Genomic DNA, 16,287 nt, shown 5'->3' on the forward strand with positions numbered 1-16,287 from the left:
TACTGGGTATAAAATGGCCACTTTAGTGGCCATTTTTTGTTTTCAACTTCGCTGGTGCAATATTAATGCGAAGATTTTTCGCTTAATGACCTGTTTTCCATTAAAATACTGCCATTATTGTTCAAGACTTGTTAACCACGGAACTTATCTATGTACTGCCCTTTTTGTTCAGCTAACGATACCAAAGTGATCGACTCGCGTTTAGTATCCGACGGCCACCAAGTGCGACGCCGGCGTGAGTGTCTAGCTTGTCATGAGCGCTATACCACCTTTGAAACCGCGGAACTTGTTATGCCGCGTATTATTAAGCGCGATGGCTCACGCGAACCTTTTAACGAAGAAAAAATGCGCAGTGGTTTATTACGCGCACTGGAGAAGCGACCGGTAAGTACCGAAGAGATCGAGTTGTCGATTAATAAACTGAAATCACAATTGCGGGCCACGGGCGAGCGGGAAGTGGGCAGTGAAATGTTAGGTACCTTAATTATGCAGCAGCTAAAAGGTTTAGATAAAGTCGCCTATATTCGTTTTGCTTCAGTTTATCGTTCGTTCGAAGATATTAAAGAGTTTGGTGAAGAAATTGCCCGCTTAGGCGATGATGATTAAATCATGCTTATCAGAACCAAGGCTAAGGGGCGATAATGGCTAACTTTTCATTACAAGATCATCAATTTATGCAGCGCGCTATTGAGTTAGCTAGACGCGGCCACTATACCACCTCGCCAAACCCTCGCGTGGGTTGTGTGATTGTGCGCGATAACAAGATCGTTGGTGAAGGGTTTCATCAAAAAGCGGGACAAGGGCACGCTGAAGTGCACGCACTTGCTCAAGCGGGTAGCAAAGCCAAAGGCGCAACAGCCTATGTGACCCTAGAGCCATGTAGTCACTTTGGCTTAACGCCACCTTGCGCAAAAGCACTGATTAATGCACAAGTTAGCCATGTGGTTGCCGCCATGGTAGACCCCAATCCGAAAGTGTCGGGTCGTGGCTTAAAGCTTTTACAAGCCGCTGGCATCAGCACAGCTTTTGGTTTGCTTGAGCAAGACGCTAGAGCGCTAAATATCGGCTTTATTCAGTTAATGACTCAGCAACGACCTTATGTGCGTTGTAAACTCGCTGCCAGCCTCGATGGTAAAACTGCAATGGCTAGTGGTGAAAGCCAATGGATCACATCAGCGGAAGCTCGCTGTGATGTGCAGCGCCTTAGAGCGCAAAGTTGCGCAGTGATCTGTGGTGCTGACTCTGTAATAATTGATGAAGCGAAAATGAATGTGCGTTGGCAGGCTTTAGGACCATTAAAAGAGCAATACCCAGAAACTGATATTCGGCAACCGGTGCGCGTTATTATTGATGGCAAAAACCGCATCACACCTGACTTAGCCATTTTTCAAACGCCGGGTAAAATACTGTTAATTCGCACTCACATTGAAAACAGTCAGCGCTGGCCGCAATTTGTAGAACAAGTCGAAATTGAAAAAGCTAAAAATAGTGACCATATCGATCTGAAATTATTGTTAGAATACTTAGCCCAACAAGGTTTAAACGATGTGCTTATTGAGTCTGGCGCGCAACTCGCTGGTGCCTTTATTGGTCAAGACTTAGTGGATGAGTTAATTCTTTATCAAGCGCCAAAGTTGATGGGGGCAGCAGCAAAAAGTTTAGTGAATATGCCCGCCATAACGCAGTTATCAGCGGCAAAAAACCTTGAAATTACCGATATGCGTATGGTGGGAAAAGACATTAGAATAACGGCTCAGTGTAGCCGTTAAACTCAATCGCTGAAAGGGTAAGCCCTGTTCAGTATAGTTAATTCAGATGACGAGAAATAAAATGTTTACTGGGATCATAGAAGCCGTAGGACGGTTGAGAGCGATTAATAGCTCTGCAGGTGGTGCGCGGGTCACTATTGATACCGCATCATTAGATTTGTCTGACGTGAAATTAGGTGACTCTATTGCCACCAATGGTATTTGCTTAACTGTGGTGACATTGGGTCATGACAGTTTTAGCGCCGATGTCTCTAGCGAGACCTTAGCCCGTACTGGTTTAGGACATTATCAAATAGGTGATAGCGTTAATCTTGAAAAGGCGATGCTGCCAAGTACGCGCTTTGGTGGTCATATGGTATCAGGGCATGTGGATGCGGTTAGTGCCATCACGCGCATTGAACATCAAGGTAACAGCATAGATTACTGGCTGAATATGCCAACAGAGCTGGCACCATATATAGCGGAAAAAGGCTCTATTACCATTGACGGTACGAGTTTGACGGTAAACAGTTTAAGCGCAGATCAGTTTCGCTTAACCATAGTGCCGCATACCACAGAGCAAACTATCATTAAAAATTATCAAGTGGGCACGAAAGTGAATTTAGAAGTTGATTTAATTGCTCGCTACATTGAAAGATTACTTACCAAGCAAAGTCCAGATGCGTCAGTAGAGTCTGGGGTAACGCAAGCGCTTTTAGCGCGTAATGGTTTTATTAAATAAAGGGGTTGTCATGAATTTACACACGCCACAAGAGATTATCGACGATATCGCTCAAGGCAAAATGGTCATCTTAATGGATGATGAAGATCGTGAAAATGAAGGCGACTTCATTATGGCGGCAGAAAAAGTTACGCCAGAAGCGATTAACTTTATGGCAACGCATGGCCGTGGCCTGATTTGTATGCCGATGACAGCGCAGCGTTGTCAGCGTTTGAAATTGCCACTGATGGTAGATAAAAATGACGCTCAGTTTACCACTAATTTTACCGTTTCTATTGAAGCAGCCGAAGGCGTGACCACAGGTATTTCCGCGGCTGATCGCGCGACAACTGTATTGGCCGCGGTGGCAAAAGATGCGGATCACAATTCAATTGTGCAACCGGGCCATATTTTTCCATTAATTGCTAAAGATGGTGGTGTATTAAACCGTGCAGGTCACACAGAAGCGGGCGTTGACTTAGCACGTTTAGCGGGCTTAGAAGCGGCGGCAGTGATCGTTGAGATATTAAATGCTGACGGCACTATGGCGCGTCGACCTGATCTTGAAATTATTGCCAAAAAGCATGGTATTAAAATGGGCACGATTGCGGACTTAATTGAATACCGTAATGCCAATGAAACCACCATTGAGCGTATATCTCAATGTAAATTACCTACAGAATTTGGTGACTTTGAGTTAACCGTATTTAAAGATACCATCGACGGCCAAGCCCACTTTGCCTTAACCAAGGGTGAGATTAAGCCTGAGCAACCCACGTTAGTGCGTGTGCATTTAGAAAACACCTTTAGAGACTTACTATTTAGCCAGCGTGAAAGCGTTGCTAAGTGGCCTATTGCTGGCGCATTAGAAAAAATTGGTAAAGAAGGTGGCGTGTTGGTGCTGTTAGGAAAACACGAATCGCCAGAAGAGTTGATTGCACAAGTACAAAAGTACGCCAAACTTGATGCAGGTGAATCCGTAAAAGAAGTTAAGCGCCACATAGGTTCGCGCAACGTTGGCGTTGGCTCGCAAATTCTCGCTAATTTAGGTGTTAGCAAAATGCGGCTATTAAGCTCACAAACCAAATATCACTCGCTGTCAGGCTTTGGTTTAGAGGTTGTGGAGTATATTGCCGAATAAAGGCCGTTGCGACTCATAGCCTTTGGTAGCTTAAGAAGGAACACCAGTGTAGGTGACAAAAAAACGCATTGTATCTTACAATGCGTTTTTTAATTAAAACTTATCGCCAGTACCATAGCGTAGTGGCTACTAAGAGGCGTTTAGGCGATAAAGCTTTTAACTTTATCGATAATACCTTGGCTGTCTAAACCTAGCTCTTGGTGTATTTCTGCTTGTGTGCCATGTTTAATAAAGCTATCAGGCAGGCCAATATTAAGAATGCGCTTGCTGATGCCTTGGCTTAAAATATATTCATTCACGGCAGAGCCTGCACCACCGGCAATGGCATTATCTTCGACCGTTATAATATAATCGTGATCAGCAGCTAAAGATTGGATCATGGCTTGATCTAACGGTTTAACAAAACGCATATCCACTAAGGTAGCATTTAGTGCGTCAGCAGCTATTTTCGCTTCCGCTAAGGTGGTACCGAAGTTAAGTAATGCGATTTTGCTGTCGGTGCTGGGGTTGTTAGCTCGGGTGCGAACCATATTAGCTTTTGCCACTTCAATGGTTTCATCAATGCTAGGGAGCTCAGCGCCATTGCCACAACCGCGAGGATAACGCACGGCAGCTGGGCTATTTAATTGATAACCGGTATTGAGCATTAATTGGCATTCGCGCTCATCTGAAGGGGTCATGATGGTGATGTTAGGAATGCAGCGCATAAAGCTTAAATCAAAGGCCCCTTGATGAGTTGGACCATCTGCACCCACGATACCTGCTCTGTCAATGGCAAATAAAACCGGTAAGTCTTGTATTGCTACGTCATGAATAAATTGGTCATAGCCGCGTTGTAAAAAGCTTGAGTAAATTGCCACAACCGGTTTACGTCCGCCAATGGCTAAACCCGCGGCAAAGGTTACTGCATGCTGTTCGGCAATGGCAACATCAAAATATTGCTCGGGAAAACGTTGACTAAATTGCACCATGCCTGAGCCTTCACGCATGGCAGGGGTAATTGCGGCCAGTTGACTGTCTTGCTCTGCGACTTTACATAACCAATCACCAAATATAGCGGAATAGGTTGGTAAACTTGGGGCGCTTTTCGGTAAACAGGTTTCAGTGTGGTCAAATTTAGGCACGGCATGGTACTTAATAGGGTCTTGCTCAGCTTGTTGGTAGCCCTTACCTTTTTTGGTGGCAATATGCAGTAATTGTGGACCTTTGAGGTTACGCATGTTGGCAATAGTGTTGACTAAACCATTCACGTCATGACCATCGATGGGGCCAATATAGTTAAAGCCGAGCTCTTCAAAAAACGTACTAGGGACTACCATGCCTTTTAAGTGCTCTTCTGCACGACTGGCCAGTTCTTTGATTGGTGGTACATTGCTAAGTAAGCGTTTACTACCTTCTCTAAGGCCAGTATATATACTACCCGATAATAACTTCGCTAAATGATTATTTAAGGCTCCAACATTTTCGGAAATTGACATTTCATTGTCATTTAAGACCACCAACATGTCTTTTTTGATATCGCCAGCATGGTTTAAGGCTTCAAAAGCCATGCCAGCGGTCATAGCGCCATCACCTATAACGGCAACAACTTTACGGTTTTTAGCTTCTTGTTCCGCTGCTACCGCTAGCCCTAACGCTGCGGAAATTGAGGTACTTGAATGTCCAACACTGAGCACATCGTATTCGCTTTCTTCGCGCCATGGAAAAGGGTGTAAGCCTTCTTTTTGACGAATGGTGTGTAATTGATCGCGACGGCCAGTGAGTATTTTATGTGGGTAAGCTTGGTGGCCTACATCCCATATTAAATGGTCAAATGGCGTGTTATAAACGTAATGTAAGGCAACGGTTAACTCTATGGTGCCTAAACCCGAGGCAAAGTGGCCGCTACTTTTGCTAACCGAATGCAGTAAGAAATGTCTTAACTCATTGCTGACTTGCGTTAATTGCTTCTGATCTAAGGTGCGTAAATCATCAGGCGAATTGATATTAGCCAGTAACGGGTACTCTGTGAGGTTTATAGTCATATTGTTCTATTAAAATTAATGATTAATGCTTACGACAAACTATGAAAGTCGCAAAGTCAGACAAGTTCTGTGTATTGTAGGGCAAAGTGCTTAAAGCTTGAAGCGCTTGTTGATATAAGTTTTCTGCTTTTTCTCGCGCACCTTGTAAACCTATCAGTGCTGGGTAGGTGCTTTTATTGGCCGCAATATCAGAACCGCTGGGTTTTCCTAGTTCGGCTTCGGTTGATGTTATATCAATTATATCATCACGCACTTGATATGCTAAGCCAATATATTTCGCGTATTGGGCTAATTGTTGTTTATCGTTCTCGCTTGCTTTTGAGCTACACTCTGCCGCCATGATCACGGCTGCTTCAAGGAGTGCACCGGTTTTTAGCGCGTGCAAGTTTTCTAGTTCAGCTAAGCTTATTGGCTGGTTGGTTGCCGCTAAATCTAATGCTTGGCCACCACACATGCCTTGATAGCCCGCGGCATTAACTAAATAACGTAATAAATTTATACGTTTATCTGCCACAGCAGTGGAAAATTCATGATTGGCGATAATATCAAAGGCCAGGGTTTGCAAACTATCGCCGGCAAGGATAGCGGTCGCTTCATCAAACGCTTTGTGGCAAGTAGGCTGGCCGCGACGTAAGTCGTCATCGTCCATAGCGGGTAAGTCATCATGAATTAAAGAATAAGCATGAATACACTCAATGGCGGCGGCAACTCCATCAATGTCACTTTGCTCAGCACCAAGGGCTTCACCGGTCATGTAGGCTAAATAAGGTCGCATACGTTTGCCGCCAATAAGCAAGCCATAACGCATGGCAGCAAGCAGTTTTTCATCATTACTCGCTAAGTTGGCAAGTTTCGCTGTTAGGTAATGGTCAATGCGGGTTTGTATAGCATCTAGATGTGCTAATTTAGTCACTGTGGGTAGTCTCATCGGTATGAAAATTTACTAACTGGCTTTCGCCATTTTTTTCTAACAAAATATTAATTTGTTGCTCGGCGCTTTTAAGCTTACCTTGATTGTGTTTACTGAGCTGAAGACCGCGCTCAAATAGGCTCATGGAGTCTTCCAAGTTTAGCTCACCACGCTCTAGATTTTGCACTATCGTTTCTAATTCAAGCAAAGACTCTTCAAAGCTTAAATTTTCAATTTTTTTTCTCGCCATTGATGTATTTTACCGTGATAGGAACTCTAGGCGCAAACTTACCTTAGCTAGGGCGCTGGGTCAATTAATGTTGATTTTATCGTTAGGGTTAAAAAAATCCTTAACTGATGTTAAGTTATTGACAATATGGACGATAACAGAAGTACCAGCTGAAATATAATTATTCGCCTAAACAATAATATCAGGTATTATCCCTGTAGCGAGTATATCTAAGAATAATATCGGAGGCATTTGTGGATTTAGCAACGCTATTGGGAATACTAGGCGCCATAGGTTTCATTGTAATGGCAATGATCTTAGGTGGCGACATTAATATGTTTATCGATACGCAGTCGATATTGATCGTATTTTGTGGCTCAATATTTGTCGTGCTGTCCAATTACAACTTTGGTCAATTTTTTTCTATAGGCAAAATTGCGGGTAAGGCGTTTTTCTTCAAGATAGAGCAGCCTGATGAGTTAATCGAAAAATCAGTTGAGATGGCGGATGCTGCGCGCAAAGGTGGCTTTTTAGCACTAGAAGAAGCTGAGATATCAAATGCCTTTATGCAAAAGGGCGTGGATATGTTAGTAGACGGTCATGACGCTGATGTGGTGCGTGGCACTTTGCAAAAAGATATCACCTTAACCAGCGAGCGCCATGAAACCGGCATTGGCATGATGACCTCGCTGGCGGATGTTGCCCCTGCGATGGGCATGATAGGTACCTTAATTGGCTTAGTTGCTATGTTATCAAACATGGATGCTCCTAAAGCTATCGGTCCAGCGATGGCGGTAGCACTTTTAACCACGTTATACGGTGCATTTTTAGCTAACGTTATTGCCATTCCCATTGCCAATAAGTTAAAACTGCGTTTAGCGGAAGAAAAACTTAATCAAGAGTTAATTTTAGATGCCGTATTAGGCATTCAAGATGGTCAAAATCCACGCGTGATTGAAGGCTTGTTGAAAAACTATCTGGCTGAAAGTAAGCGCACCATTAGCACAACAGAAGAGTAGCGGGAGTTCATTATGGCAGAAGAATGTAAGTGCCCACCTCCTGGACTACCTGCGTGGATGGGAACATTTGCTGATTTAATGTCCTTGTTAATGTGCTTTTTCGTGTTGCTGTTGTCATTTTCAGAAATGGATGTTTTAAAGTTTAAGCAAATTGCCGGCTCAATGAAGTTTGCCTTTGGGGTGCAAAATAAAATTGAAGTGAAAGACATTCCCAAAGGTACCAGTATTATTGCGCAAGAGTTTCGTCCAGGTAAACCTGAGCCGACGCCTATTGAGGTGATTCAACAACAAACCATGGAAATGACCCAGCAAATGTTAGAGTTTCAAGCGGGAGATGAAACTTCAGCCGGTGGCCGACAACAGCAGCGCGGTACAGAGCGTGGGGGGCAATCACAAAGTACTGCCGATGAAATGTCAGCACAAGCCATGCAAAAAGCGAAGGATGAATTAGAGCAAGCGTCACAGGAACAAGTTAATGAGTTGGTGAAAAAAATAGCCGATCAACTCGAGCAGCAAATTCAAGATGGTGCCATTGAGCTAGAGTCATTAGGTCAACAAGTCATTATTCGTATTCGTGAAAATGGTTCGTTTCCGTCAGGGTCTGCTTTTTTACAACCACAATTTAAGCCGATAATTCGAGAAATAGGTTTGTTGTTAAACACTGTGCCGGGTGAGATCATGATTTCAGGTAATACCGACAACCAAGCGATAAACTCAGAGTTATTCTCCTCTAACTGGGATCTCTCAAGTAAAAGGGCGGTTGCCATTGCCCATGAAATTATCAAGGTGCCAGGTTTTGATCAAACACGCTTGTTGGTGGTTGGGCATGCAGATACGCGACCATTAGTGCCGAATACTAATCGCCTAAACCGTCGACGCAATCGCCGAGTAGAAATTGCCATCAACCAAGGTAAGGCGAAAGAAACCGAGCCAATTAGCATTCAGTAATTGCCTAGAATTTAACAAAAAAGAGCCGATATTCTTGGCTCTTTTTTATAGCTTTAGACTAAGTACTTTATCGCGTTAGCTGCTATGTGCTGAGTCTGAAATTGCATCTTGAACTGTAACGGGTATATAATGCGCGCCATTGTTAATATGGGTGTTAGTGTGAATGAAATTTATTGTTAAGTTACAGGCTGAAATTACGATTAAAAGCCGTCCGGTGCGTAAGCGTTTTACTAAGATCTTAGAGTCTAATGTTAAAAACGTTTTACGTCGTGTGGATGAGCATGTGACCACGCGCATGAACTGGGACAATATTGAAGTTAATACCCGAGATCATTCGTCAGAAAATCGTTTACGACTAATTGAGACGTTAAAATCAATTCCTGGTGTGCCGCAGTTTATTGAAGTGCAACAAAGTCAATTCACTGATCTACATGATATTTATGAGAAAACCTTAGCGGTTCATGCCAAAACGATTGAAAATAAAAGCTTCTGTGTCAGAGTTAAACGTACAGGCAAGCATGATTTTAATTCCATAAAAGTGGAACAATACGTTGGTGGCGGCTTAAACCAACAAGTTGAGTCTGCGCGCGTCAAGCTAAGTAAACCTGACGTAACTGTGCATTTAGAGATCAAAAACGATACTCTATTTATTGTCACCGAGCGTCATAAGGGCATGGGCGGCTTCCCGATAGCAACGCAAGAAGATGTATTATCTTTAATGTCTGGCGGCTTTGATTCAGGCGTTGCCAGTTACCAAATGATCAAAAAAGGGGCGCGTACGCATTATTGTTTCTTCAATCTGGGCGGCGCTGCACATGAAGTTGGCGTTAAACAAGTCAGTCATTATTTATGGAATAAATACGGAGCATCACACCGAGTAAAGTTTATTGCCGTTGACTTTGAACCTGTAGTTGCGCAAATTTTAGAAAACATTGAAAATGGTCAAATGGGCGTGGTGCTTAAGCGTATGATGATGCGAGCAGCAGCCCAAATTGCTGATAAAATGGGTATTCAAGCCTTGGTCACAGGGGAAGCACTCGGACAAGTGTCTAGTCAAACCTTAACAAACTTGAACGTGATAGACCGCGTTACACAGACCTTGATTTTGCGCCCATTAGCTGCCTACGACAAGCAAGATATTATTGATATAGCCCGTAAGATTGGCACTGAAGATTTTGCTAAAACAATTCCTGAGTATTGTGGTGTTATTTCTAAAAAGCCAACTGTCAAAGCCGTATTGTCAAAAGTGGAAGCAGAAGAAGAAAATTTTGATTTCACTGTGCTTGATAACGTGGTGGCCCAAGCGCGTGTCTTTGATATTCGTGATATTGGCAAAGAAAGTGAAGCAGAAATTCATGCGGTTGATACCTTAGATAATATACCTAAAAACGCTGTGGTGCTTGATATTCGTAGCCCAGAGGAAGAAGACGAAAACCCATTGGACATTGACGGTGTTGAAGTTTTGCATTTACCTTTTTATAAATTGGCGACCCAATTTGGTGATTTAGATCGCTCGAAAGACTACCTGCTATATTGCGATCAAGGGGTCATGAGTAAACTACAGGCTTTATATTTACTTGGCGATGGCTTTACTAATGTTAAAGTTTATCGCCCGTAAATCAGCGATATTACTTGCGTCGGCAGGTTAGCGAAACACAACCACAAAGCCCGATCCCTATCACAGGTGTCGGGTTTTTTATTAGCAGCTTAATGGGTCAGTTTATAAACTAGCGTTTAGCTTCGAGCGCTTTGATCTTTTGGTATAACTGTTGATTTTCTGGCACGCTAAGCCGATGTTTATGCGCGACTTTCATTATGTAGCCATTAATAAAGTCTATTTCAGTTTTACGTTGATTCAGAATATCTGCGCGCATTGATGAGCAATTGTCGGCGGTGTTTTTAGCGACGGTTTGTATGCTGGCTTGGAGCTGCTTGAAATCGAAAACAATGTCTTCTGCCGCTGCTACTTTGACAATTTCTGCGATAAGTTTGCTTATGGTGTCATTATAACTGCCAACAAGTAATTGGCCATTGTTGATATTTTCTAGTGCCGTTATCGGGTTGATGACGCAATTAATGGCTAATTTCAGCCATTGTTTTGCTACGATGTCATGGTTAAAGCTTAAAGTGGGTAATGCCTGCGCTAAAGCGGCCGTTATTTGCTGATTTTTTTTGGTGCTAAGTGCACCATGGAGCAAACCTAAATGGTGATGACCAAGGCCGGTGTGCTGGGCATGAAAAGGATTAAGTATTTTACAAGCATGGGTGGTTAATAACGTTAATACCGGCTGTGACAGTGAAGTTATATCGTCTAATGCCCCCATACCGTTATGACAAAATATCAAGACTGTCTCGGGCGCTATTTTATGTTTAAGTGCCGCTAACGCCGCTTGTACTTGGTAAGATTTGACACAAAAAAGCAGGCATTGGGCATCAGCAAAAGCTTTATCATCAGCAATGGTTAAGGTCTGTTGGGTGGTTTGGTTGTTTAGGTGTGTAAAACTATAGTGTCGCGGTATTTGCTGTGCGCTGGTTGAAGCTGACAAACTCACCGAGAGTGCTGGCATCTTGGCTAAATGATGATACCAAAGTAAGCCTATAGCGCCTTGACCAATAACAACAATATTCATAGTGTTGGCCGATTACTTGAGCGATTACGGTACATCAATATTGACCACCTAATGATGCCAAAAAAAGCAATACCGATCAGATCAGAAATAAAGTCACTGAGCTGCGCGCTACGAAAGCCTAAATAATATTGCCCTAATTCAGTAAGCGCGCCATAAAACGCGACAGTCAGCATGGTATTAAAAAGCGGCAGTTTTAAGATACTGTGTAGCACCCAAGTTAAGCAAAAAAAACTGATAATGTGGCCAATTGAGTCGATTTCAGTGCCACGAAAAACCACACGCCGAAAATCGTCTGAGATAAAATAAAGTGCAAAAACTAGCAGCACAATAATGCTGAGAAGGGATAAATGATAACGACTTTTCATTAGGTTGTTGGAAATAACGCTTGTTAACAATATTTGATACTTTGCATCATATCAGGGCTGAATGCGTAAAACTATCTCTGTCCTGTTCTGCAAGAGTGAGAGACGGCAGATCTTAAAACTCAACCGCTAGCGTTGGTATTGCATAAATTACTTGATAAACTAGCATTTATTTTTTTTAGATAGAGAATCATTATGCCTGCAATGGATATCGTCTCCGAAATTAATTTGGAAGAAGTAAAAAACGCTACTGAGAATGCCAATCGCGAATTAGCAACCCGCTATGACTTTCGAGATTGTGACGCAAGTTTTGAATGGAAACGACCAACTGTCACCATGAAAGGAGACTCAGAGCAAAGATTGAAGCAAATGACTGATGTTTTGCGCGGTCAACTAGTTAAGCGAAAAATCGATGCCAAAGCACTGACCCTTGGTAATATAGAAAGCTCAGGACGAAACTTTAAACAAGTTGCCACCTTTAAAGAAGGCATTGAACAACCGGTTGCCAAGAAAGTGGTGAAATTAATTAAAGATAGCAAGCTGAAAGTGCAAGCCGCTATTCAAGGTGAAAAGTTACGAGTAACGGGTAAAAAACGTGATGACTTGCAAGCGGTAATGCAGCTAGTGCGCAGCACTGACTTTGAACAATCATTTCAATTTGAGAACTTTAAAGACTAATACGCTATAGCTTATCAGGCGGCGATTAGCGTTTGTTGTTTGCATGCAGGCACATAGCCATGCAGGCACATAGCATAAGTGCACAGCAATGCAGCCGCCTATATATACTGAACCTTTTCTAAAACTAAAGACACAGTAACTCCCGCCGCTTTGGTATTTTTTAGTGACAGTAATCATGAGTTTTGCCATGTCTACATGGCCAAGCAGTTACGCATTTTGCCAGTAACTAAATCTTTACGATCTTATAGTGGTTAAAAATAAATCGCATTGTGATTTTTATCAATTAAGGCTGTTGTTTTGTTGATACTTTGAGTAAATTACCCTCATTACATAATAATAAAATGGTTTTAAATGGCTACTTCTAGAGGTGGATTCAGTTCTCGTTTAGGTTTTATCATGGCAGCAGCAGGTTCGGCTGTCGGTTTAGGTAATATCTGGGGGTTTCCAACCCAAACGGCAAGCAATGGCGGTGCTGCGTTTGTGTTGGTGTATTTAGTGTTAGCGTTTTGTTTAGCTTATCCAGCATTTATGGCTGAACTACTTATCGGCCGTTACGGACAAGCCAATGCGGTCACGTCATTACAAAAAATCTCTCGTAATTTATTTCACCAGCGTTTTGCTTTTGTGGTTGGCTTTGGCGGCATTGTTTGTGCGGCGTTGATCTTGAGCTTTTATGGTATTTTAGCGGGCTGGATGATGTCATATGCTGTAGAGCCATTTTCTCGCCTACTTGGTTTGCAGGCAACCGCCGACTGGGTTGTTAATCAATCACTGGCGCGTAATTTATTATTTTGTGCTCTTTTTATGTTTTTGACCATTTTCATTATTCGACGTGGTGTTGAAGAAGGTATAGAAAAATGGTCGAAGCGATTGATGCCGCTCTTGATTGTGTTACTGATAATCTTAATTTCCTATGTGATAACTTTAGAGGGCGCTCAAGAAGGTCTTAATGCGTATTTAAACCCAGACTTTAGTCGGGTATTAGAGCCTAACTTGTTAATCAGTGCCTTAGGGCAAGCGTTCTTTTCACTGTCGCTTGGTACCAGTGTTATGGTGATTTACGGCTCGTATATTTCTAAGAAAGAAAATTTAGTGACTTTAGGCGCACAAGTGACCTTAATTGATGTCTCCATTGCGTTCTTAGCCGGCTTGTTAATTATTCCGTCCATGTACGTTGCACAAGCGCAAGGCGTAGCGATTTTTGCTGCTGACGGTAGCTTAATCTCAGGTTCAAGCTTAGTGTTTACTGTGCTACCAAGTTTATTTAATAGTATGGGGAGTATCGGGTTATATGTTGGTTTAGCCTTTTTTATTCTGATGTCGGTTGCCGCCTTAACCTCATCGATTTCTATGCTAGAAGGACCGGTATCTTATGCGGTGGAGCGACACCAAGTAGAACGGAAAAAAGTTACAACTTATATTGGCATAGGGATTTTTATTTTAAGTGCGATTATTATTGCTAATATCAGCTTTATGCTGGATTTTGTGGCTGTGTTAGCCACCCAATATGGCCAGCCGATTATTGCCATGTTGTGCTGTATCTTTGTCGGTTGGATTTGGTTTCGTAATGACATTTTAACTGAGCTGAAACAAGGTAATGATATGGTCGAGCATTCATTGTTTTGGAAGATCTGGCCTTGGTATACGAAATTTGTCTGTCCAACTGCCATTGCGATTGTATTCTGGCACTCGTTGTAAACATAGCACTAAAAGTGGACATCAAAAAAGGAGCAAATTGCTCCTTTTTTGCTGTTAAGTACTCACCTTATCGATCTAAAGCGCTGGCCAGGGCTGCTGCCAAGGTGGCGATAACTGTGTAATAAGTGCAAGTGCTGCTGGGCTGTTAAAGCTTGCTCCTTCAGTGGGGGGTAAGCAATATTGGTAACGCTTGTTATGCAGCGTAAAAGCTAAGGCGAAGGCATGCAGATAGCCTCTATCTGAGCAAGTATGTTTATCACTATAAAGCGGATCACCCAATATCGGCACGCCAATACTGTTGAGTGCAACCCGTATTTGATGGCTTTTGCCTGAGTGTGGTTTTAACAAGTACAGGCGTCTTTTGGGGGCGATGGAAAAAGAAAAAAACTGACTGATGGCCGGATTATCTGTACTTCTAAGTAGCTTCCACATGCCTCGGCGGCTCTTAACCATATCGCCTTTGATCAGCCCTTGTTTTTTTTTCGGCTTGCCATCGGCAATAGCAAGGTAGTACTTTTCTACTTGATGCTGAGCAAACAGTTGTTGAAACGCCCTCGCTGTGGCTTGGTTTTTTGCCATAATGATCAAGCCTGAGGTCATTTTATCGAGTCGGTGCACGGGATATAGTTCGTTTAAACCCGCTTGGGCTCGCAATTGCTGCTTTAATTGTGAAAATAAACCGCTGCCAACTTTTTCTTCATCATGAAAGCTGACGTCTTGGGGCTTATCAATAACAATAAAGTCGTCTTGATCAGCAATGACAGTTAAGTTCGCAGACATACTATAAGCTTAAGCCAATGATAATATAGGCAATTAACGTAATTGCTGCACCAACTAAAGCATAAGGTAATTGCGTTTTTACATGTTGAAAATGATCGCAACCACTGGCGATTGAGGCCACAACTGTAGTATCAGAAATAGGCGAAGCATGATCACCAAAAATGCCTCCACCCAATACCGCGGCAACTAAAAACTCAATTGGTAAGCCACTTTGTTGTGCAATAGGCACGGCAATAGGAATGAGAATTGCGAACGTGCCCCAAGAAGTACCAGTGGCAAACGCCATCACAGCGGCGGCAATAAACAGAATAGGAGCCATGAAAAAGAGTGGCACTTGTACATTAATCAGGCTGCTAACATAGATACCTGTGCCTAGCGCTTTAATTGCACTACCAAAAGCAAATGAAAGGATTAAAATAGCGACAGCCGGCGCCATATATTTTACCCCTGTGATGAGTGCTTTGCCGATGCTAGACCACGACATTTGCTGATGGGCGATTACCAGCAGTATCAGCAAGACTAAAGCACCGACTACAGACCAAAATACCGAAAACGCGCCTGCGCCCCGGCGAATATCACCATCGCCGGTTAGCCAAAGCAATATAAAGGTGCTCAATAATAACGTAAGCATTGGTAACCACATCATATGGGCAGGTGCGACATGCTCAACATGGGGTTGTTGGCTGCTCACGGTTATTGATTCTGCGCTTTTCATCGGGCCGTACACTTTGCCGCTTATTGCGGTGTAATACGCTAACATTACCGCCACAATAGCATAAACGTTATAGCCTATTGTGCCGATAAGTATGCCAACAGGATCGCTAAACGAATACCCATCGAGTAAACCTAAAACATAGGCACCCCAGCCATTGATTAAAAATAAAATACTGACCGGTGCACAGGTTGAATCAACTAAGTAAGCTAGCCGAGCACGGCTGAGTTGATGACGATCAAAAAGTTTCTGACTGGCCATGCCGGCGGTAAACATGCTGAGGTTGGTATCGGTAAATATACTGGTGCCGATAACTGTAGGTAACATACTCGCTTGGCGACTATTTTTAACTAAATTCAGCGATGCTAAGTGATTAATAAAACCATTTACGGCGCCAGATTGATTCATTAACGTAACAAGGGCGCCAATTAACAAGCTAAAGCTAATGATATAAACATTGCCTTGTGAACTAAAGACCTCGCTGATACCCGTAGCCGTGCCGACAATGCCATTAACAACTTGGCCATCAACCAGCATAAAGTGACAAAGTGCCACACCAAAAAACAGCGCAAACAGTGCGTTTTTTCGCCATATAGCAATGATGATAGCAACAAGTGGCGGGAGTAAGCTCAAAGCACTGTCTGACATATATAGCCTTTTTTATTGTTTTCTTAACGATTAGTGCAC

16 protein-coding genes are annotated in these 16,287 nt (G+C 42.9%); 9 read left to right on the top strand and 7 right to left on the bottom strand.

Going from position 1 to position 16,287, the window contains the following annotated elements; all coding sequences use genetic code 11:
* Positions 1 to 150: 150 nt before the first annotated feature.
* The 4 genes from nrdR (at position 151) to ribBA (ending at position 3,610) form a co-directional block, all read left to right on the top strand.
* Positions 151 to 606, top strand: coding sequence for a transcriptional regulator NrdR (gene nrdR / locus B6K83_RS00555; RefSeq protein ID WP_085282189.1), 456 nt, complete (start codon positions 151 to 153; stop codon positions 604 to 606).
* Between the two features lie 35 nt (positions 607 to 641).
* On the top strand, positions 642 to 1,769 hold the full coding sequence (ribD, locus tag B6K83_RS00560) for a bifunctional diaminohydroxyphosphoribosylaminopyrimidine deaminase/5-amino-6-(5-phosphoribosylamino)uracil reductase RibD (protein WP_085282191.1): 1,128 nt from the start codon (positions 642 to 644) through the stop codon (positions 1,767 to 1,769).
* A gap of 61 nt (positions 1,770 to 1,830) precedes the next feature.
* The gene (locus B6K83_RS00565; protein ID WP_085283253.1) at positions 1,831 to 2,490 is read left to right on the top strand and encodes a riboflavin synthase; all 660 of its coding nucleotides are present in this window, start codon (positions 1,831 to 1,833) and stop codon (positions 2,488 to 2,490) included.
* Positions 2,491 to 2,500: 10 nt separating this feature from the next.
* Positions 2,501 to 3,610, top strand: a complete 1,110-nt coding sequence (gene ribBA / locus B6K83_RS00570) for a bifunctional 3,4-dihydroxy-2-butanone-4-phosphate synthase/GTP cyclohydrolase II (RefSeq protein ID WP_085283255.1) — start codon at positions 2,501 to 2,503, stop codon at positions 3,608 to 3,610.
* A 140-nt stretch (positions 3,611 to 3,750) separates the two neighbouring features.
* Here ribBA and dxs read toward each other — a convergent pair whose 3' ends face one another.
* The 3 genes from dxs to xseB are packed head-to-tail and all read right to left on the bottom strand — an operon-like array spanning position 3,751 to position 6,794.
* Positions 3,751 to 5,634, bottom strand: coding sequence for a 1-deoxy-D-xylulose-5-phosphate synthase (dxs, locus tag B6K83_RS00575; protein ID WP_085282194.1), 1,884 nt, complete (start codon positions 5,632 to 5,634; stop codon positions 3,751 to 3,753).
* Between the two features lie 22 nt (positions 5,635 to 5,656).
* A complete protein-coding gene (ispA, locus tag B6K83_RS00580; RefSeq protein ID WP_233143764.1) occupies positions 5,657 to 6,547 on the bottom strand; it encodes a (2E,6E)-farnesyl diphosphate synthase in 891 nt (296 codons plus the stop codon).
* The gene (gene xseB, locus B6K83_RS00585; RefSeq protein ID WP_085282198.1) at positions 6,540 to 6,794 is read right to left on the bottom strand and encodes an exodeoxyribonuclease VII small subunit; all 255 of its coding nucleotides are present in this window, start codon (positions 6,792 to 6,794) and stop codon (positions 6,540 to 6,542) included. The genes ispA and xseB overlap by 8 nt, the downstream gene beginning before the upstream one ends.
* Before the next feature lie 233 nt (positions 6,795 to 7,027).
* On the opposite strand from xseB, the gene pomA reads away from it, so the two are divergent.
* The 3 genes from pomA to thiI all read left to right on the top strand — a co-directional run bounded on the left by pomA (position 7,028) and on the right by thiI (position 10,358).
* Positions 7,028 to 7,792: a flagellar motor protein PomA gene (gene pomA / locus B6K83_RS00590; protein WP_085282200.1), complete on the top strand. Its 765-nt coding sequence runs from the start codon at positions 7,028 to 7,030 to the stop codon at positions 7,790 to 7,792.
* Between the two features lie 9 nt (positions 7,793 to 7,801).
* Positions 7,802 to 8,740, top strand: a complete 939-nt coding sequence (locus B6K83_RS00595; protein ID WP_092251224.1) for a flagellar motor protein MotB — start codon at positions 7,802 to 7,804, stop codon at positions 8,738 to 8,740.
* Between the two features lie 163 nt (positions 8,741 to 8,903).
* On the top strand, positions 8,904 to 10,358 hold the full coding sequence (gene thiI, locus B6K83_RS00600) for a tRNA uracil 4-sulfurtransferase ThiI (protein WP_085282204.1): 1,455 nt from the start codon (positions 8,904 to 8,906) through the stop codon (positions 10,356 to 10,358).
* Positions 10,359 to 10,467: 109 nt separating this feature from the next.
* Here thiI and B6K83_RS00605 read toward each other — a convergent pair whose 3' ends face one another.
* Together B6K83_RS00605 and B6K83_RS00610 are read right to left on the bottom strand one after the other, a co-directional pair.
* Entirely contained in the window at positions 10,468 to 11,370 is a 903-nt protein-coding gene (locus B6K83_RS00605) for a ketopantoate reductase family protein (RefSeq protein ID WP_085282206.1), read from the bottom strand.
* A complete protein-coding gene (locus B6K83_RS00610; protein WP_085282208.1) occupies positions 11,367 to 11,735 on the bottom strand; it encodes a VanZ family protein in 369 nt (122 codons plus the stop codon). Before B6K83_RS00610 ends, B6K83_RS00605 begins: the two co-directional genes overlap by 4 nt.
* A 192-nt stretch (positions 11,736 to 11,927) precedes the next feature.
* On the opposite strand from B6K83_RS00610, the gene B6K83_RS00615 reads away from it, so the two are divergent.
* Both B6K83_RS00615 and B6K83_RS00620 read left to right on the top strand, forming a co-directional pair.
* On the top strand, positions 11,928 to 12,410 hold the full coding sequence (locus B6K83_RS00615; RefSeq protein ID WP_085282210.1) for a YajQ family cyclic di-GMP-binding protein: 483 nt from the start codon (positions 11,928 to 11,930) through the stop codon (positions 12,408 to 12,410).
* A 351-nt stretch (positions 12,411 to 12,761) separates the two neighbouring features.
* Positions 12,762 to 14,108, top strand: coding sequence for a sodium-dependent transporter (locus B6K83_RS00620; protein WP_085282212.1), 1,347 nt, complete (start codon positions 12,762 to 12,764; stop codon positions 14,106 to 14,108).
* A 75-nt stretch (positions 14,109 to 14,183) separates the two neighbouring features.
* Here B6K83_RS00620 and B6K83_RS00625 read toward each other — a convergent pair whose 3' ends face one another.
* Positions 14,184 to 14,888, bottom strand: a complete 705-nt coding sequence (locus B6K83_RS00625) for a TIGR01621 family pseudouridine synthase (protein ID WP_085282214.1) — start codon at positions 14,886 to 14,888, stop codon at positions 14,184 to 14,186.
* Between the two features lies 1 nt (position 14,889).
* Positions 14,890 to 16,248, bottom strand: coding sequence for a Na+/H+ antiporter NhaC family protein (locus B6K83_RS00630; RefSeq protein ID WP_085282216.1), 1,359 nt, complete (start codon positions 16,246 to 16,248; stop codon positions 14,890 to 14,892).
* Positions 16,249 to 16,287: the final 39 nt, after the last annotated feature.

The sequence above is a fragment of the Colwellia chukchiensis genome, from assembly GCF_002104455.1.
Taxonomy (GTDB): Bacteria; Pseudomonadota; Gammaproteobacteria; order Enterobacterales; family Alteromonadaceae; genus Cognaticolwellia; species Cognaticolwellia chukchiensis.